Annotated in this window: 19 protein-coding genes; 11 read left to right on the top strand and 8 right to left on the bottom strand. The window is 64.2% G+C overall.

The window, feature by feature from the left end:
* Position 1 precedes the first annotated feature (1 nt).
* From BLT16_RS10120 to BLT16_RS10110, 3 genes are all read left to right on the top strand, one after another.
* Positions 2-862: an Nmad3 family putative nucleotide modification protein gene (locus BLT16_RS10120; protein WP_089658408.1), complete on the top strand. Its 861-nt coding sequence runs from the start codon at positions 2-4 to the stop codon at positions 860-862.
* A 73-nt stretch (positions 863-935) separates the two neighbouring features.
* Positions 936-1340 carry a hypothetical protein gene (locus BLT16_RS10115; RefSeq protein ID WP_089658407.1) on the top strand — a complete coding sequence of 135 codons (405 nt, stop codon included), beginning with the start codon at positions 936-938 and terminating at the stop codon, positions 1338-1340.
* A gap of 68 nt (positions 1341-1408) precedes the next feature.
* Entirely contained in the window at positions 1409-2791 is a 1383-nt protein-coding gene (locus BLT16_RS10110) for a PepSY-associated TM helix domain-containing protein (protein ID WP_089658406.1), read from the top strand.
* A gap of 339 nt (positions 2792-3130) precedes the next feature.
* Here the strand turns inward: BLT16_RS10110 and BLT16_RS10100 are convergent, their stop codons facing one another.
* Positions 3131-3418 (bottom strand): helix-turn-helix domain-containing protein, encoded by a 288-nt coding sequence (locus BLT16_RS10100; RefSeq protein ID WP_089658405.1) that lies wholly within the window; start codon positions 3416-3418, stop codon positions 3131-3133.
* Positions 3411-3722: a type II toxin-antitoxin system RelE/ParE family toxin gene (locus BLT16_RS10095; RefSeq protein ID WP_089658404.1), complete on the bottom strand. Its 312-nt coding sequence runs from the start codon at positions 3720-3722 to the stop codon at positions 3411-3413. Before BLT16_RS10095 ends, BLT16_RS10100 begins: the two co-directional genes overlap by 8 nt.
* A gap of 141 nt (positions 3723-3863) precedes the next feature.
* Between BLT16_RS10095 and BLT16_RS10090 the strand changes: the two genes are divergently transcribed.
* From BLT16_RS10090 to BLT16_RS10080, 3 genes are read left to right on the top strand one after another with little or no spacing between them, the layout of a single operon-like run.
* Positions 3864-4259: a VOC family protein gene (locus BLT16_RS10090; protein WP_089658403.1), complete on the top strand. Its 396-nt coding sequence runs from the start codon at positions 3864-3866 to the stop codon at positions 4257-4259.
* Between the two features lie 13 nt (positions 4260-4272).
* Positions 4273-4977, top strand: a complete 705-nt coding sequence (locus tag BLT16_RS10085) for a DUF899 domain-containing protein (protein WP_089658402.1) — start codon at positions 4273-4275, stop codon at positions 4975-4977.
* A 53-nt stretch (positions 4978-5030) separates the two neighbouring features.
* Complete coding sequence (locus tag BLT16_RS10080; RefSeq protein ID WP_089658401.1) at positions 5031-5726, top strand: aspartate/glutamate racemase family protein; 696 nt, start codon at positions 5031-5033, stop codon at positions 5724-5726.
* 40 nt (positions 5727-5766) lie between these two features.
* On the opposite strand, the gene BLT16_RS10075 is transcribed toward BLT16_RS10080, so the two are convergent.
* Entirely contained in the window at positions 5767-6945 is a 1179-nt protein-coding gene (locus BLT16_RS10075; RefSeq protein ID WP_089658400.1) for an MFS transporter, read from the bottom strand.
* A gap of 129 nt (positions 6946-7074) precedes the next feature.
* Between BLT16_RS10075 and BLT16_RS10070 the strand changes: the two genes are divergently transcribed.
* Complete coding sequence (locus BLT16_RS10070) at positions 7075-8097, top strand: AraC family transcriptional regulator (protein WP_089658399.1); 1023 nt, start codon at positions 7075-7077, stop codon at positions 8095-8097.
* Positions 8063-8596 (top strand): GrpB family protein, encoded by a 534-nt coding sequence (locus tag BLT16_RS10065; protein ID WP_089658398.1) that lies wholly within the window; start codon positions 8063-8065, stop codon positions 8594-8596. Before BLT16_RS10070 ends, BLT16_RS10065 begins: the two co-directional genes overlap by 35 nt.
* On the opposite strand, the gene BLT16_RS10060 is transcribed toward BLT16_RS10065, so the two are convergent.
* The 3 genes from BLT16_RS10060 to BLT16_RS10050 form a co-directional block, all read right to left on the bottom strand.
* Positions 8590-9027 carry an META domain-containing protein gene (locus tag BLT16_RS10060; RefSeq protein ID WP_176817209.1) on the bottom strand — a complete coding sequence of 146 codons (438 nt, stop codon included), beginning with the start codon at positions 9025-9027 and terminating at the stop codon, positions 8590-8592. The two genes, BLT16_RS10065 and BLT16_RS10060, sit on opposite strands and share 7 nt — an antisense overlap.
* Positions 9028-9202: 175 nt before the next feature.
* Positions 9203-10210 carry a zinc-dependent alcohol dehydrogenase family protein gene (locus BLT16_RS10055; RefSeq protein WP_089658397.1) on the bottom strand — a complete coding sequence of 336 codons (1008 nt, stop codon included), beginning with the start codon at positions 10208-10210 and terminating at the stop codon, positions 9203-9205.
* 59 nt (positions 10211-10269) lie between these two features.
* Positions 10270-11025 (bottom strand): aminoglycoside adenylyltransferase family protein, encoded by a 756-nt coding sequence (locus BLT16_RS10050; protein ID WP_089658396.1) that lies wholly within the window; start codon positions 11023-11025, stop codon positions 10270-10272.
* Between the two features lie 174 nt (positions 11026-11199).
* Here BLT16_RS10050 and BLT16_RS10045 point away from each other — a divergent pair, with 174 nt between their 5' ends.
* A complete protein-coding gene (locus tag BLT16_RS10045; protein ID WP_245701594.1) occupies positions 11200-11829 on the top strand; it encodes a cell wall hydrolase in 630 nt (209 codons plus the stop codon).
* Here BLT16_RS10045 and BLT16_RS10040 read toward each other — a convergent pair.
* Positions 11826-12701 (bottom strand): LysR family transcriptional regulator, encoded by an 876-nt coding sequence (locus BLT16_RS10040; protein WP_089658395.1) that lies wholly within the window; start codon positions 12699-12701, stop codon positions 11826-11828. The genes BLT16_RS10045 and BLT16_RS10040 overlap by 4 nt on opposite strands.
* 97 nt (positions 12702-12798) lie before the next feature.
* On the opposite strand from BLT16_RS10040, the gene BLT16_RS10035 reads away from it, so the two are divergent.
* Together BLT16_RS10035 and BLT16_RS10030 are read left to right on the top strand one after the other, a co-directional pair.
* Positions 12799-13548: an NAD(P)H-dependent oxidoreductase gene (locus BLT16_RS10035; protein ID WP_089658394.1), complete on the top strand. Its 750-nt coding sequence runs from the start codon at positions 12799-12801 to the stop codon at positions 13546-13548.
* 83 nt (positions 13549-13631) lie between these two features.
* The gene (locus BLT16_RS10030; RefSeq protein ID WP_089658393.1) at positions 13632-14936 is read left to right on the top strand and encodes an MFS transporter; all 1305 of its coding nucleotides are present in this window, start codon (positions 13632-13634) and stop codon (positions 14934-14936) included.
* Between the two features lie 31 nt (positions 14937-14967).
* On the opposite strand, the gene BLT16_RS10025 is transcribed toward BLT16_RS10030, so the two are convergent.
* The gene (locus tag BLT16_RS10025) at positions 14968-16008 is read right to left on the bottom strand and encodes a zinc-dependent alcohol dehydrogenase family protein (protein WP_089658392.1); all 1041 of its coding nucleotides are present in this window, start codon (positions 16006-16008) and stop codon (positions 14968-14970) included.
* Positions 16009-16156 lie beyond the last annotated feature (148 nt).

Here is a 16156-nt window from a genome sequence, read left to right as displayed (position 1 = left end):
CATGAAACTGATCCTCAGCCGCAAGGGCTTCGACTCCTCCGCCGGCGGGGTACCCAGCCCTATCCTGCCGGACGGCCGGCTGCTCGCCCTGCCGATCCCGGATGCGGCCTCGATGATTCGCTATGCGGATATCAGCTTCGACGGCGCGCCGCTAAGCCGGCTGGTCGAGCCGCTCACCCGCGGCAAGATCACTGCGGAACATGGCGCTCACCTCGACCCTGACCTGATCCCCGAGATGCTGCCGCGGGCACCGGGCTGGCGGCCGCTCTTCGGCCAGAGCGGCCAGGCCCAGGGGCATCTGCGCAACCACGGCGTCGGCCCGGGCGATCTGTTTCTATTCTTCGGCCTGTTTCGGCGCGTCGAACCCCACGCCGGCGGCTGGCGCTGGGTCCCCGGCGCTCGGCCCTGTCATATGATCTGGGGTTGGCTACAGGTCGCCTCGGTCTTGCCGGTCGATCAAGCCAGAGGCGACCACCACGCCTGGGCGCACTATCACCCCCATTTTCGGCGCCCGCCGGATCCCGGTAACATGCTCTATCTGGCGCGTCCCCGGCTCGCTCTGCCGGAACTCGACGAGCCGCTGCCAGGTGTCGGCGCTTTCTCGCACGTCGCGCCGGAACGGCAGCTGACGGCCCCCCAGGCGACGCGGGTCTCGCAATGGCGCCTGCCGCGCTGGTGCTATCCGGAGCATGGCCGTACGCCGCTGAGCTACCACGCCAATCGCCAGCGCTGGCGCCAGCACACCGACCATACTGAGCTTGATGCCGTGGCACGGGGCCAGGAGTTCGTGCTGAATGGTGACGAATATCCCGAGGCCCTGTGCTGGGCAACTGAGCTGATTCGCCGCAGGCAGTGGGATTGACCCGGCAGCGGAAAGTGGCTTCACTCACTAGCTCCGCCAGCTTGGCAGCCGATCACGACACGGAACGACGCTGATGACGCGACCGGGCCAACACCGCCCACTCCAGCCCCGGAAGCGCACTGTTGCCCTGCTGCTGGCCGCGCTGACGCTCATGATCGGTACGCTAGGCAGCTACGGCCAGGCCAGCATGCTCGGCAACGGGTCATATGGCCACCATGGGTCGCATGGCCACCATCATGCCGACTGCGATTCCCACCTCGCCCCGACCCACGACGCTTCATTCCATGCCCAGTGCCAGGCACTTTGCCAGTTGGCCTGCAGCTTCGCCACGGCCGTACCGGCCCATGCACCGGATGCCTCGCTAGCCGCGCGGATCGAGGACACACCGGATACCCTGCCCAGCCGTCGGGCATTCCACCGCGCCCAGCTACTGCCGGATGCTCGCGCCCCACCCGCTCCTTCCAATACCCACGCGTAACCCGACTCGATCTTCACACCGCCCTGGCCCCAACCGGCCAGACGGTACTCATGCGTATTGGAGGAAGCATGCAGACCCATCATGACGTTGCGGCCAGTTCGCCTCGCCCGGCGCCGCGACGTGCCGCCCAGGACCTCTATCTCGCCATATGGCGATGGCACTTCTACGCCGGACTACTGGTACTCCCCTTTCTCGTTACCCTTGCCGTGACCGGCGCACTTTACCTATTCAACGACGAGCTGGATGCCTGGTGGCACGCCGATCTCAAGCGTGTCAGCGTCCAGGAGCAGGCGCCACTGCCACCCTCCACGCTACTGGCAGCGGCACTAGAGGCCCAGCCCGGCACCCCGCTCAAGTACACCGCCCCCGCGACGCCAGACGCCTCGGCGGAGATCACCATCGCCGATCCGCAGGGCGAGCCGATCGCCGTCTACCTCGACCCTTATCGCGGCGAAGTGCTGGGCTGGCTACCCGATCGCGGCACCCTGATGTGGACGGTGCGCCACTTGCACAGCCTGCGCCTGTTCGGCCCCATCGCCCGCGGGCTCATCGAGATCGCCGCCGGCTGGTCGATCCTGCTGGTCGGGACCGGCCTCTACCTATGGTGGCCGCGGCGCAGCGGGAGCAGCCGGCTCGGCGGTGTGCTCAGCGTGCGTGGCACCCCCAGGCGCCGGCTATTCTGGCGCGACACCCATGCCGTCAGCGGCGTACTGGTCGGCGCCTTCATCGTCTTCCTGGCCGTCACCGGCATGCCCTGGTCCAACCTGTGGGGCGGCAAGGTCAACGAGTGGGCCAACGGCAACAACTTCGGCTATCCCGCCGGCCTGCGTGTGGCAGTGCCATTATCAGACGAGCACCTCGATCACCTGGGCCCCACCACCTGGTCGCTCGAGCGGGCTCAGGTGCCTCTCTCCTCGCATGACCGGCATGACGCCGCCCCCATCGACCTCGACCAGGCCGTGGCCACCTTCGAACGCCTGGGGCTGCATCCCGGCTATGCGGTCAACCTGCCCAGCACGCCGGATGGCGTATTCACCGGCTCGGTCTACCCGGATGACGTGGCGCAGCAACGGGTCGTGCACCTGGACCAGTACAGCGGCGAGCCACTGCTCGACATGCGCTATGCCGACTACGGCCCCCTGGGCCGCTGGCTGGAGTGGGGCATCAATGTCCATCTCGGCCAACAGTTCGGTCGCACCAATCAGATCGTGCTGCTGATCGCCTGCCTGGCCATGGTCCTGCTCGCCGTCTCGGCAGCCATCATGTGGTGGAAGCGCCGCCCCTCGGGCAAGCTCGGCACTCCCCCGCTACCCAAAGACCCCAAGATATTGCGCGGCGTCGTCGCCATTCTGGCACTGGGCGGCGTGATCTTTCCTCTGGTGGGGGCCTCGTTGCTGGCGATGCTGGTGCTCGACCGGCTGTGGGTCTGGCAACGCCAGCGACGCCTATAGGCTCACAACCCGCACCTCTGGCTTGCCCCTCGAAGGTTGACCTCAAGTGAAGTCGAGGGGCTAGCCTCGCTGGCGAGCGAGCCGACACCTGGCTCGCCGATAAGCGAGGAGAGAGCAGATGCGCATCATGATCGTTCTCGCTGGCCGCCTTCTCCAAGCAAGTGCGCGTACTGGAGCAGGCGGGACTGATGGAACGGCGCATCGAAGGACGCGCCCACTACTGCCGGCTGCAACCGCAGCCACTGGCGGCGGCGGAACGCCTGCCATCACCGGTGACAAAATCGTAGCGCAGCGGAGGTTTTGGCATCCGGTGCATGGTCTGGTTACGCCTCACTTAGGTCAGTGAAGCTGACTAAAAACTTCCGGATGTTGCTCAGCAATGCGCAGAAGTGCAACCGCAGGACCCTGCGGCTCGCGCCGACCCTGTTCCCAATCCTGAAGGGTACGCACACTCACGCCCATAAGACCGGCAAATGCTGACTGCGACATGTGTAATTTCAGCCTGATCTCTTTAGGCGGTGAGGGCTCTGATAGCTCATGGGTTCGTAGAGCCAATTTGCCCTTCTTGAACTGCTTTATTTCATTGATGCCTTCAAGAATCTCTGCCCCAAGGTTCCTGTCACCCATTTTTGATTGCCTCCGCTATCTGCTTGAGCGTATGGCCAGGAATACTGGCACGCTCTGATTTACTATACAGCGTGAGCATCCATATCTCGTGGTCAGACTTCTGCCAGTAATATATGGCTCTGATACCACCGCTCTTTCCCGAACCCGCTGGAGCCCATCGAACTTTACGAACACCACCCGAACCTTTGATTAAATCTCCGGCGTCCGGCTTCTGCAAAAGATAGGTTTGAAGCCCACGGTATTCCTCATCCGTGAGGTAGTTCGGCAATAGTTTGGTGAACGTTGAGGTTTCGATGAATAGCATTGCCAAAATATACGGCGTTGCCGTACGAGCGTCAAGGCCAGATCAGTGAGGTGTAACAGTGGCTAAGCTTCTACGAAGGCTTCTGGGCCATGCCCCTGCCCCTTTCTGGCCCACCTTCGAGAGCCTAGAGGAGGAGTACCGATGCCACATCATGTCGCCCCGCAGTTGATGTTCGAAGGCAATGCCGAGCAGGCCATGCGCTTCTACGTCTCGCTGTTCGACGATTCCGACATCGTCCGGCTCGATCGCTATGGCCCCGAAGGGCCTGGTAGAGAAGGCAGCATCATGCAGGCCGAATTCACCCTGGCCGGCCGACGCTACACCTGCATCGACAGCCACATAGCGCACCCCTTCAGCTTTACGCCTTCGATATCGCTATTCGTCGAGTGCGAAAGCCGTGAAGAGTTCGAGCGCCTTCTTGAGCAGCTATCGGAACAGGGCGAGACCCTGATGCCCTCCGATGACTACGGTTTCAGCACCCGCTTCGCCTGGATCAACGACCGCTTCGGCGTCTCCTGGCAGCTCAATCTGGCATGAGGAGCAAGACGCCATGACGACCTCACCCCTGCCCCCTATCGTCTGCGAAGAGGAGTGGCACAGCGCGCTGGACGAACAGATCGCTCGTGAAAAGGCCCATACGCGTGAACGCGACAAGCTCAATGCTGCACGGCGCCGTTTGCCGATGACCGAAGTGCGCGCCGATTATGTTTTCGATGGGCCACAGGGAGAGGCCACCCTGCTCGACCTGTTCGAGGGACGCCGTCAGCTGATCGTCTACCATTTCATGTTCGGGCCCGACTGGGAGGCCGGCTGCGATGGCTGCTCCTGGGTGGTGGATGCCATGACCCATCCCGCCCATCTCAACGCCCGCGACACCACCCTGGTACTGGTCTCCCGTGCGCCGCTGGAAAAGCTCCAGCGCTACCAGGCACGCATGGGCTGGCAGCACCCAACCTGGGTCTCGTCGCAAGGCAATCGTTTCAACCAGGATATGGGGGTCACCAGCGAGACCTGCTGCGCCCCGGACACCGACCGCGGCGAGCGACATGGCATTAGCGTCTTCCTGCGCGACGGCGAGCGGATGTTTCGCAGCTACTTCAGCGGCAAGCGCGGCGTGGAGTACCTGGGCAGCCTGTGGACCTATCTGGACCTGACGCCCTACGGCCGCCAGGAAACCTGGGAAGAGTCACCGCCCGGCTGGCCTCAGACGCCACCCTATGGTTGGAACCGCCGCCACGACGAATACGAGACATAGTCGAGCCGTTCGATAGTGATGGAGTGAACGGCAATAAGAGGAGGGACACGACCATGAAGACCATCGGCCTGCTCGGCGGCATGAGCTGGGAATCCACTGTCAGCTACTACCGCGCGCTCAACGAGGGGGTGAAAGCCGCCCTGGGTGGGTTCCACTCGGCCAAGCTATGCCTGTATAGCGTCGACTTCGCCGAGATCGAGCGGCTGCAGCACGCCGGCGACTGGGACGCCACCGCCGAGATCCTCAGCTGTGCCGCGCGCAACGTGGAGGCCGGTGGTGCCGACTTCCTGCTGATCGGCACCAACACCATGCACAAGGTCGCGCCGGAGATCGAGGCCTCGATTTCCATTCCGCTGCTGCATATCGCCGACGCCACGGCGAAGCGCCTAGCCAATGTCGGCATTCGCCGCGTTGGCCTGCTCGGTACCCGCTTCACCATGGAGCAGGAGTTCTACAAGGGGCGGATCAGCGAAGGCTTCGGCATCGAGGTTCTGGTACCCAACGAGGCCCAGCGCGACCTGGTGCATGAGGTGATCTATACCGAGCTGTGCCTGGGCGAGGTGAAAGAGAGCTCGCGCCAGCGCTATCTGGAGATCATCGATTCGCTACACGAACGTGGCGTCGAGGCGGTAATCCTCGGCTGCACCGAAATCGCCCTGCTGGTGCAGCAGCCCCATACTGGGGTGCCGCTCTATGACACCACGGCCATTCACGCCGAAGAAGCGGTCAGGTGGGCGCTCGAAGAGTAACAGAGATTGAACTGAGGCCCGCCAATGCGGGCCTCGTGAATCACGCTGTCGCCAACGTCCGGGTTTTGACCCCAACCAGGATCATCAGCGCGGCCAACAGCAGTACCGCCGCGCTGGCGGCGAAGACGTTTAGCGCACCGCCCAGGTCGAAGATGAGCCCGCCCACGGCGGCACCGGTGGCGATCGCCAGGTTGATGGAGGCTACCAACAGGCCGCTGGCGCTCTCGGCCTCATCGGGCACCGTGCGAGTCAGCCAGGTCGACCACGCCACCGGGATGGCACCGAAGGCCAGTCCCCAAATAGCCACCAGTGCAGCATCGGTGGCCGGCGTGCTTTCCAGCAGCACCAGCGAGACCCCCAGCGTGCCCATCAGCAGCGGCATCAAGATCATAGTCATGCGCAGGCTGCGCTCGACCATCCAGCCGCCCACATAGTTGCCAAGGAAGTTGGCCACACCAAAGCCCAGCAGAATCACGGCTACGCCGTTCACGCCAACGCCGGTCACCGTTTCGAGGAACGGCCGAATATAGGTGAAGAAGGCGAAGTGACCGGTGAAGACCAGCGCTGCGGCCAGCATGCCCAGGCCGATGCGCGGCCGCATCAGCACGTCGAACAGGGTACGCAGGCGGGTCAGGCCAGTCGGTGCCAGCCGCGGCAGCGTCATGAACTGCACCGCCAGTGCCAACAACCCCAGCCCTGCCGCCATAAGGAATACCTCGCGCCAGCCGAACAGGTCGCCGAAGTAGCTACCCAGCGGCGCCGCGGCGATGGTTGCGGCGGAAACGCCGCTGAACATGATCGACAACCCTCGCGGCACCAGATCCTCGGGCACCAGGCGCATCATGGTGGCAATCGACATGGTCCAGAAGCCGCCCAGCGCCATCCCCAGCAGCACGCGTCCGATCAGCAGGAGCGTCAGATTGGGGGCAAAGGCTACCAACAGGTTCGAGGCCACCAGCAGCATGGAGAACCCCAACAGCACATGGCGCCTGTCGATGCGCCGGGTGGCGGTGGAGATCAGCAGGCTGGTCAGCAGCGCCACCGCCGCGGTAACCGTCACCGCCTGACCCGCCATGCCCTCGGTAATACCCAGGTCCGCCGCCATGGGCGTCAGCAGGCTGGCGGGCAGGAATTCCGCCGTGACTAGCCCGAACACACCGAGGGCCATCGAGATAACCGCCCCCCATGCGGGCCGTGCCCGCGATACCGACTCGTTCATTGCTCGTTCCCATTCCTAGAGAAGCGTTCATCAGGAACGAGAAGACTAGAGGGACCGGGCCGGACGATCTATGCTAGAAGCTCTCGAATAGTTGATCTTTCATCCGAATCTTGAAGAAAGGAGTGCGAGATGCCCGAGCCGGAATTGCCCAGCGACCTGGTAAGTGAGCTGCTGCTCGGCATGCGCCTGCGTGGCATCGCCTATCGCCGCATCCAACTCTCGCCCCCCCTGGGCGTTGAGTTCGGCCAGGTAGAGGGCTGGGCGCAGTTCCATTTCGTGGCCCGCGGCCCCGTCTACCTACGTAGCCCCAGCGGCTGCGTTCATACCCTGTCGACCGGCGATGCGCTCCTGCTGCCACGCGGCGGTTTGCATGCCCTGCTCTCCACACCCGACCAGCCGGCACAGGACGTCGCCGCCTTCGAAAGCGCCAGACTGTGTGAGGCGGTCAGCGCGATTCGCGCCTGCCCGCAGGGCTGTACCCAGGACGGCGCCCTGACCTTCAGCGGCTGCATGGAGTTCGACCTGGGTAGCATGCACGCCTTGGTTTCGCTGATGCCCGAAGTGATGCACGTCGGCACCCTGCTCGAGCGCCAGCCCGAGATCCTACCCATGCTCGAAGCGATGGAGCGCGAGGCGGGAAGCGAGCGGGCAGGCTACGCTGCCATCCTGGCGCGGCTCGCCGATGTGATGGCCGCCTTTATCGTACGCGGCTGGGTGGAGTGCGGCTGCGGCGACGCCAGCGGCTGGATCGAGGCGCTGCGCGATCCGCGCCTGGGTCGCGTCATCGCCGCCCTACACCGCGAGCCGGGGCGCCACTGGACGGTAGCCGAGCTCGCCGCCGAGATGGGCAGCTCGCGCTCGGTGTTTGCCGAGCGCTTCCTGGCGGTAACCGGCATGACGCCGCATCGCTACGTGACCGAGCTGCGCATGCGCCTGGCAGCTCAGTGGATCGGCCGCGAGCGCCAACCCATCGAGACCGTCGCCTACCGCCTCGGCTACGGCAGTACCGCGGCCTTCAGCCGCGCCTTCAAGCGCATCCATGGCCATCCGCCCGGGGTCCTGCGCCAGCAGCGTGAGCCCGCTAACCTCCAGCAATCCTCCGCTTTCGGGAATCCTCATGAACGACGCCCAGTCGCTGCAGCAGGCCATTGACGAGCCGGTGCGCCTGGCGGAGTACGATTCCACCTGGCCGGCACACTTCGACGCCGAGCGCGAGCGTCTGCTGGAGCGCTTCCCCGTCGCGCTGATCGACGTGCAGCATATCGGCAGCACCGCCATCCCCGGCATGCCGGCCAAGCCCATCATCGACGTCATGGCCGGGGTCGCCTCCATGGCCGCGGCCGATTCCCTATTCGAGCCCATTCTCGATCACGGCTACGTGACTTCGCGGGAGTTCAATGCCGCCCTCACCGACCGCCGCTGGTTCATGCGCCACGCCAACGGCCGGCGCACTCACCATCTGCATGTGGTAGTGCACAACGGCGAGCTATGGCGACAGAGGCTCGCCTTCCGCGATGCGCTGCGCGCCGACCCGATCCAGGCCACTCGCTACGCCGCTCTCAAGTGCGAACTGGCTTCCCGCCACCAAGTAGATCGCGAGGCCTATACCCGGGCCAAGGGCGATTTCGTGCGTTCAGTCATCGCTCAGTAGAGGTGCACGGCCTCGAACTGCGCCACGGCAGCGCCTGCTTCATCGTGCAGGGTCAGCGCCTGGCCTTCGATCTGCCATGTCGCCGTCGCCTCCAGCGCGGCCAGGAAAGCCTGCTCGGTCTCGCCTCCTTCCAGGCAGGCCATACGGGTGGTGGCCAAGGAACCGAAGCGGAGAGTGTCGTTCTCCAAGCGGTAGCTCCCCATCAGGCGATTGCAGCCGGTGGAGCCCGCCACGCGGCTCTCCTCGGTGTGCAGCACGAAATGCGCCTCGCGCTGGCTATCCACCGCCTGGGGCGTCACCTCGCCAACCTGGGTCAGCTTCCAGTAGGTGTTCACCAGCGGCTCGTCGTGCCTCATCTCCCCCTCCATAGCGGCACAGCCCATCAGCACGATGGCCAGCGATCCCAACAAGATGGCAAAGCGTCTTTTCATTCTCGTTCCCTCGACCAACAGTCTCGACCCCCGCCAGCACGGCGGGCTCCATGTGCCGTACTGTCGGAGAAGCGCTGGCGAATAGCCAGCCTGAATTACGCAGAAACCGGGGATTTCGTGCCCTGGGTCACAAGAGGAGGCGCTGCAACAACTGACCGCTGCAGGGCCGCCCAGGCTAGAGCGACAGGCAGATCTTGCCGAAGTGGCGGCCCGACTCCTCATGGCGGAAGGCATCGGCGATCTTGTCCAGCTCGAAGCTGCTGTCGATGATCGGGCGCACGCCGATGGCCTCGATGCCGCGCACCATCTCCTGCTGCTGGGCGCGGCTGCCGACGATCAGCCCTTGTAGGCGCGCCTGCTTGGCCATCAGCTTGATGGTCGGCACCTCGCCACCGCGGCCGGTCAGGATGCCGATCAGCGCGATATGGCCGCCGATGCATACCGCGTCGATGGACTGCGGCAGGGTGCCCGGGCCACCCACCTCGATCACGTGATCCACGCCCCGGCCGTTGGTCAGCGACTGCACCGTCTTGCCCCACTCAGGGTCGGTCTTGTAGTTGATGGTGTGGTCGGCACCGAGTTTCTTGAGCGTTTCGATCTTCTCATCGGAAGAGGAAGTCGAGATCACCCGCGCCCCCATGGCCTTGGCAAACTGCAGAGCGAAAATGGACACGCCGCCGGTGCCCAGGGTGAGCACGGTATCGCCGGCCTTGAGGTTGCCATCCACCACCAGCGCCCGCCAGGCGGTGAGCCCCGCGGTGGTCAGGGTCGCGGCCTCGGCGTGGCTATAGCCCTGGGGCGCGTGGGTAAACCAGGTAGCCGGGCGCACCACTTGCTCGCGGGCGTAGCCGTCCAGGCCGTCGCCGGGGGTGGCCTTGAAATCCGCCACCCGCGCCGGGCCGTCGAGCCAGTAGGGGAAGAAGGTGGAGACCACCGCATCGCCCACCGCGAACTCCTCGACGCCCTCGCCCACCGCCTCGACCACACCCGCCCCATCGGACATGGGAATGCGGCCATCCTCGGTAGGAATCATCCCGGCGACCACGGCATAGTCATGGAAGTTGAGCGAGCTGGCATGGATGCGTACGCGGATCTCCCCCGGGCCCGGCTCACCCGGCGCCTCGCGATCGACGACCTGCAGTTGATCCAAGCCGCCGCCGCTGCCTAGTGTCACGACCTTCATGAGGTACTCCTTGAAAAAATAAGCGTGCTAACAGAGTAACGTAGTGGCCCCACGGCGGGTCAAGCGATGGATCGCTGCATGAAAGCCGCCAGCGCTTCCGCCTGCGGCATGCGCTGCGTCCAGTCATCACCGCCCCCTTCAAGGTAGCCGAGACGTGCCAACGCCATGGTAGTCCGATGGTCGGGTGGAAGGCGCTCCTCAGCCCAGGCGGCAGCGACGTCCTTGGGCGCGATCTCTCCAGTCTCGAGGGTCATCCACATGCGCGCCAGGGTCAGCAGCACGTTACGCTCATCGCCCTGCAGCCCCGCCACCAGGCCAGACAGCGAATCGACGATGGCCCGTCGCAGGTCCGCCTCGGGAATCGGCGCGATCAGCGCCGCGAGCTCCGGTCCGCACAGGGCGAGGCTTTGCTGCCTGGCGGTGGTCAGCACCACCGCCAGGTCGGGGTCGGTAGCCGCTGGCGGTATGTGGCCCTGCTCGAAGTCATCTCGCAACCACTCGCCGTAGACCAGCTCACTCCGCGGCGGGTAGCGCCACGGCACCAGCGCCTGGCGGCACAGCAGCGTCACCTCCAATGGCCTGGGCGAGCCGTCGTTCGTGGGGCTGCCGGAAACCCTCATCAGCGCCTCGACCAGGCGTCTTCGAGCCAGCTCGGCGGGCGGCTGGCTAACGATGACCAGCAAGTCCACATCGCTATTGAGGCGCAGACCACCGGCAAGCGCCGAGCCGAACAGATAAACACCGACCACGCTCTCGCCCAGCTCGCGGGCAACGATGTCGAAGGCCGCCCCGGCCTCGTTCGGCAGCGAGATCAAGGCATCCGTTCCATCAGCGGGCGTAGCGCCACATAGCGCGATAGCAAAACGACATGGGGCGACTCCTTTGGTGATTGAACGACACCCAGTGTGGCAGCATGCCCGCAGTGCGGCCACCGGCTATACTGCGTTTACCAGCGCGCCTCCTGGCGTCCATGCTCAGAGATCCCTCCCATGCGCCAGCCACGCATGACTGCCTTGCTTGCCACGCTCATGTTCGCGTCGCTACTTGCCACAGCCCAGGCAGCCGTCGCCTCGCCATCGCCCAAGGCCCAATCCGCCCTCGACAAGGCCGAGGTGCTGGAACAGGTCATCGCGCCGGACGTCGAGGCCACACCACCCGACGCCCCCATCACGCCAGGTGAAGCCCAGGCCGTGGATCCCGCCGGCCAGGCAGCGCTGGAAGATCCGCTGACCTGCCTTGCCCGCGCCCTCTATTGGGAAGCCAAGGGCACCCCCGAGACAGAGAAGGCGGGCGTGGCCAGCGTGGTCATGAACCGGCTGGCACATCCGGAGTTCCCCAATACGATATGCGAGGTCATCACCGCCGGCTCCGAGCAGGGTCCCTGCCAATTCTCGTGGTGGTGCGATGGACGGGCAGATGACGTAGTAGAAGAAGACGCCTACGAAATCGCCAAGGAGATCGCCCGCCAGGCCCTCAATCAAGCGCTACCCGACCAAACCGGCGGCGCGCTGTATTTCCATGACCGCAGCGTGCAGCCCGACTGGGCAGCGGTGTTTCCACTCACCGCCGAAACCGATATTTTCCTGTTCTATAGACCCAGCGGCGGGGCCGCGCGTTAATCACCGCGCTTGCCGGCCAGCTGTGAGCCTCGTTCCACCAGCGCCTTGGCTACAAAGGTCATCAGCGCCCGTATACGCGCCACCCGCCGCAGATCGGGGTGGGTCAGCAGCCACAGCTCGGTGGCAAGCTCGGGGAGCGGCTCGCCGATGCGCGTGAGTGCCGGGTCGCCATCGGCAAGATAGCAGGACAACACGGCCCGCCCTACCCCTTCGCGCGCCGCCGCGTACATCCCCAGCATGGTATCGACGCGATAACAGCAACGCTCGTTCACGTCGTGTTTGGCCATCCACGCATCGAGCGCCGCATAGCCCAGGTGGCGGTCCGGCCCGACCCAGGCGTCTGGCGCCCCGCCAGCACGCGCATAGACCGCCTGGGCAATACGCCCCACCGGACGGCCAACCAGGTGTTCCGGTGGCACCACTGAGGGCCGCACCGCCACATCGGCATCGCGCTGGGAGAGATTGAACAGCTGGTTGGAGACCGCCACTTCGAGGGTGATCTCGGGGTGAGCCCGTTGGAACTCGGCGAAGATCGGCGACAGCAGCCCCATCAGCAGCGTATCGGTGGTGGTCACGCGAACGGTACCGGAGAGACGAAGGTCACGACCCACCACGCGCCGCTCGGCACCCAGCACCTCGGTTTCCACACGAGCCGCAGTTGCCGCCAAGTCCTCTCCTGCCGGGGTCGGCGCATAACCCGTGCGCGAGCGCTCGAACAGCGCCACGCCCAGCCGCGCCTCGATGGCATTGAGGCGCCGAAACAGCGTGGCGTGACTGGCCCCCATATCGCGGGCGGCCCCTGCTAACGAGCCAGCCGAGGCGATTGCCAGGACCACGCGAAGATCATCCCACTGCAGCACCTGTTCATTCATGCAAAGTTCACTTTCATAAACGATGAATATTCAATCACGAATGAACATCATAGCCTCGCAGACCTGAGCATACATTCTCCATGAAAGGTCTTCGTCCATGAACGTGCTGATCGTCTTCTGCCATCCCGAACCCCACTCCTTCAATGGCGCTCTTAAGGATGTCGCCGTGAAAACCCTTCAGCGCCAGAGCCATAGCCTCGAGATCTCGGATCTCTACCTCGAAGGCTTTGATCCAGTCGAGGGCCCGGCGCACTATGCCACACGGGTAACCCCCGATACCTTCCTGCCACTGACCGAACAGCGCCACGCCTTCAATGAGGATGTTCTGCCCAATGACGTGCAGCGCGAGATTGCCCGTATCGAGCGTGCCGATCTGATCATCCTGCAGTTCCCGCTGTGGTGGCACGGGCTGCCGGCGATGCTCAAGGGTTGGTTCGACCGGGTGATGGTCTACGGCGGTCTCTACTCCGGCAGCATGCGCTACGACCGCGGCCGACTGGCCGGCAAGCGGGCGATCTGCTCGGTGACCACCGGCTCGCCAGCGGCGGCCTTTACCCGCCACGGGCGCGGCGGCGACATGGCAACGCTGATGTGGCCGATACACTGCTCGCTCTACTACCTAGGCCTGGAGGTACTGGCACCGCAGGTCGTCTACGGCGTCCAGGGCGGCGGACTCAGCTACCAGGCCGAGGGAGAGTTTCGCGAGCACCTCGAGAGCGCCAAGGCGAGCTGGGCCCAGCGACTGTCCACGCTCGAGGAGACACCCACGATCCCCTTCAGCGGTTGGCAGGATTGGGACGAGAACGGCGTGCTGAAGGAGGAACATCCGCTGCGCTGGAGGCCCTGAAGAACAGATATCGCGCAGCGCTGATACGCTCTACTGGCACTCTTTATGCATCTGGCTTGGGATTGACGCGACGAGGAAGTGCCATGCGGTCATTGACGATGCTCAAGCCGGTCAGGTCGATTCTATGGAGCGTGGCGCTGTTGCTGCTAGGCAATGGCCTGCTGAACACCCTGCTGACCTTGCGCGGCACCGGCGAGGGATTCTCCAGTGCGTTGCTGGGGATCATCATGTCCGGTTATTTCGTCGGCTTTATCTGCGGCACCTGGGTCAGTGGTCGTTTGATACGGCGCATGGGCCACATCCGCACCTTTGGCTTTTGTGCCGCTATCTGCGCGTCGGTAGCGCTACTGCACCTTATCTTTGTCAATCCGTGGGTATGGCTGCCGTTGCGGGTGGTCTACGGGCTCGCCTTCATTACCTTGATTACCGTAATCGAGAGCTGGCTTAACAGCCAAGCCGCCAGCCATGAGCGGGGGCGTATTTTCGCCGTCTACATGGTGGTCAATTTGGGGGCCCTGGCGGCTGCTCAACAGCTACTTCGACTCTCCTCGCCGGAGGGTTTCCTGCTGTTTGCGCTGATTGCCATTCTGATTAGCTGGGCGTTGCTACCCATCACCATGACTCGGCGTGTGCAGCCGAGCATTTCCGAGCGGCCCAAGAGTAGCCTGCGTGCGTTACTGGGTTTCGCGCCACTGGCAGTGGCCTCCGCTACGTTATCGGGACTTGCGATGGGAGCGTTCTGGTCGATGACCCCGGTCTACGCCTCGCAGTTGGGTTTCGATATTGGCGGTGTCGGGCTGGTCATGAGCGTGGCGATAATTGGCGGCGCGCTACTGCAGATTCCGATCGGGCGCTTTTCGGATAAACATGACCGCCCAAGGGTGATGACCTGGGTGGTATTTCTAGCAGCGATCATCGCCGCGGCAATGCCCTTTGCCCCCAACCATGACGTGCTTCTGGGGCTCTATTTTCTGTGGGGTGGCTTGGCGTTTTCGCTCTACCCGTTGGCCGTGGCGCAGCTGATCGACCAGCTGCATCCGGACGAAATCGTCGCCGGTTCTGCGGACATGCTGGTCATGCACGGGGCAGGCTGTGCCGTTGCGCCAATCGCGGCGGGCTCGCTGATGACAGTACTAGGGGGCCATGGCCTGCCGATCTATATTGCCTGCGTGTTTACCCTGCTAGGCGTTTACGCGATCTATCGCCGCCGTCATGTCACCGACCTGACCACCCATACCGCCCACTTCGAGCCGATGGTGCAAAGCAGTGCAGAGGCGTTGGAAATGATCTTCGATGATACACAGCGCGACCTGTTCGACGACCCGAGCTTCTATGAAGAACACGAGCGCCAGCGGTTAAGAGAGGTGTACACCGCATCGCAAACATGACGCGGCGCTACTTTTTCTTCGCCTCGGCAACTCAGAACTCGGTCACCACGGTCACACCGATGCCCTGGAACTCGTCCATGCTCGTCAGCGCCGCGATCGACCGTTCCAGGTTGATCCGCTGGCCGACCAGCTTCTCGGGCGCAAGCTTGCCGGTCTGGATCATGTCGAGCATGGCGCCGTAGCGATAGGCCTGCATACCGTGGCTGCCCAAAATCTCGAGTTCGTGGGCAATCACCTTACTCATCGGAATGGCAGGCGTGCTGTGATCGGCCAGCATCAGCCCGATCTGAACGTGCTTGCCGCGCTTACGAAGATTGCTGATCGAGTTGAAGCAGGTGGTAGGGTGTCCCAGCGCATCCAGCGACACATGGGCACCGCCCCGCGTCACCTCGATGACCGCCTCGGCAACATCCGCCACCTCACTGGCGTTGACGGTAGCGACCGCGCCCAGCTCACTGGCCAGCTGGAGCTTCGCGGCTGAGATGTCGACGGCCACCACGTTGGCGCCCACGGCATTGGCGATCATGATCGCGGAGAGGCCGACGCCGCCGCAGCCGTGTACCGCCACCCACTGCCCTGCGGATGCCTTGCCCTGATCGACCACGGCGCGAAACGAGGTCACGAAACGGCAGCCCAGGCTAGCCGCCGTGGCGAAACCCAGCGTCTCCGGCAAGGCCACCAGGTTGACGTCCGCCTGGTGGATGCCGACGTACTCGGCAAACGAGCCCCAGTGGGTGAAGCCGGGCTGGAACTGGTTGTCGCAGACCTGGTGATGGCCGGCGTAGCACTCGGGGCAGCTGCCGCAGCCGCCGACGAAGGGCACCGTGACGCGATCGCCGACGCGCCACTGCGTCACGTCCTTGCCCACCGCCTCGACGATGCCCGCCAGCTCGTGCCCCGGCACATGGGGCAGTTGAATGTCGGGGTCGTGCCCCATCCAGCCGTGCCAGTCACTGCGACACACGCCGGTGGCCATCACCTTGACCACCACGCCATGCGCTTCCGGCGTCGGATCGGGCAGGTGCTTGATCTGCGGCGGGGCGGAAAAAGCTTCGTAGACCACGGCTTTCATACCAAGTCTCCTGACGAAAAGTTCGATCATGCAACGATAATATGCCGTCGATGTACGCCGCCATGATCAATTGATTTCACGCCAGACTGCGGTAAGAAGAGCAACAGTTCGCGACGTGTTGCCTTGGACCCGAAGGGATGAGAGCGAT

Source organism: Franzmannia pantelleriensis, from assembly GCF_900102875.1.
GTDB lineage: Bacteria > Pseudomonadota > Gammaproteobacteria > Pseudomonadales > Halomonadaceae > Franzmannia > Franzmannia pantelleriensis.
Note: the sequence above shows the minus strand (reverse complement) of the source record. Positions and strands in the feature narration are given on the sequence as shown.

What these genes read in the sequence shown, in the direction of transcription:
- BLT16_RS10120 (WP_089658408.1), top strand. Translation starts at nt 2, where the DNA reads ATGAAACTGATCCTCAGCCGCAAGGGCTTCGACTCCTCCGCCGGCGGG.
- BLT16_RS10115 (WP_089658407.1), top strand. Translation starts at nt 936, where the DNA reads ATGACGCGACCGGGCCAACACCGCCCACTCCAGCCCCGGAAGCGCACT.
- BLT16_RS10110 (WP_089658406.1), top strand. Translation starts at nt 1,409, where the DNA reads ATGCAGACCCATCATGACGTTGCGGCCAGTTCGCCTCGCCCGGCGCCG.
- BLT16_RS10100 (WP_089658405.1), bottom strand. Translation starts at nt 3,418, where the DNA reads ATGGGTGACAGGAACCTTGGGGCAGAGATTCTTGAAGGCATCAATGAA.
- BLT16_RS10095 (WP_089658404.1), bottom strand. Translation starts at nt 3,722, where the DNA reads ATGCTATTCATCGAAACCTCAACGTTCACCAAACTATTGCCGAACTAC.
- BLT16_RS10090 (WP_089658403.1), top strand. Translation starts at nt 3,864, where the DNA reads ATGCCACATCATGTCGCCCCGCAGTTGATGTTCGAAGGCAATGCCGAG.
- BLT16_RS10085 (WP_089658402.1), top strand. Translation starts at nt 4,273, where the DNA reads ATGACGACCTCACCCCTGCCCCCTATCGTCTGCGAAGAGGAGTGGCAC.
- BLT16_RS10080 (WP_089658401.1), top strand. Translation starts at nt 5,031, where the DNA reads ATGAAGACCATCGGCCTGCTCGGCGGCATGAGCTGGGAATCCACTGTC.
- BLT16_RS10075 (WP_089658400.1), bottom strand. Translation starts at nt 6,945, where the DNA reads ATGAACGAGTCGGTATCGCGGGCACGGCCCGCATGGGGGGCGGTTATC.
- BLT16_RS10070 (WP_089658399.1), top strand. Translation starts at nt 7,075, where the DNA reads ATGCCCGAGCCGGAATTGCCCAGCGACCTGGTAAGTGAGCTGCTGCTC.
- BLT16_RS10065 (WP_089658398.1), top strand. Translation starts at nt 8,063, where the DNA reads ATGAACGACGCCCAGTCGCTGCAGCAGGCCATTGACGAGCCGGTGCGC.
- BLT16_RS10060 (WP_176817209.1), bottom strand. Translation starts at nt 9,027, where the DNA reads ATGAAAAGACGCTTTGCCATCTTGTTGGGATCGCTGGCCATCGTGCTG.
- BLT16_RS10055 (WP_089658397.1), bottom strand. Translation starts at nt 10,210, where the DNA reads ATGAAGGTCGTGACACTAGGCAGCGGCGGCGGCTTGGATCAACTGCAG.
- BLT16_RS10045 (WP_245701594.1), top strand. Translation starts at nt 11,200, where the DNA reads ATGCGCCAGCCACGCATGACTGCCTTGCTTGCCACGCTCATGTTCGCG.
- BLT16_RS10040 (WP_089658395.1), bottom strand. Translation starts at nt 12,701, where the DNA reads ATGAATGAACAGGTGCTGCAGTGGGATGATCTTCGCGTGGTCCTGGCA.
- BLT16_RS10035 (WP_089658394.1), top strand. Translation starts at nt 12,799, where the DNA reads ATGAACGTGCTGATCGTCTTCTGCCATCCCGAACCCCACTCCTTCAAT.
- BLT16_RS10030 (WP_089658393.1), top strand. Translation starts at nt 13,632, where the DNA reads ATGCGGTCATTGACGATGCTCAAGCCGGTCAGGTCGATTCTATGGAGC.
- BLT16_RS10025 (WP_089658392.1), bottom strand. Translation starts at nt 16,008, where the DNA reads ATGAAAGCCGTGGTCTACGAAGCTTTTTCCGCCCCGCCGCAGATCAAG.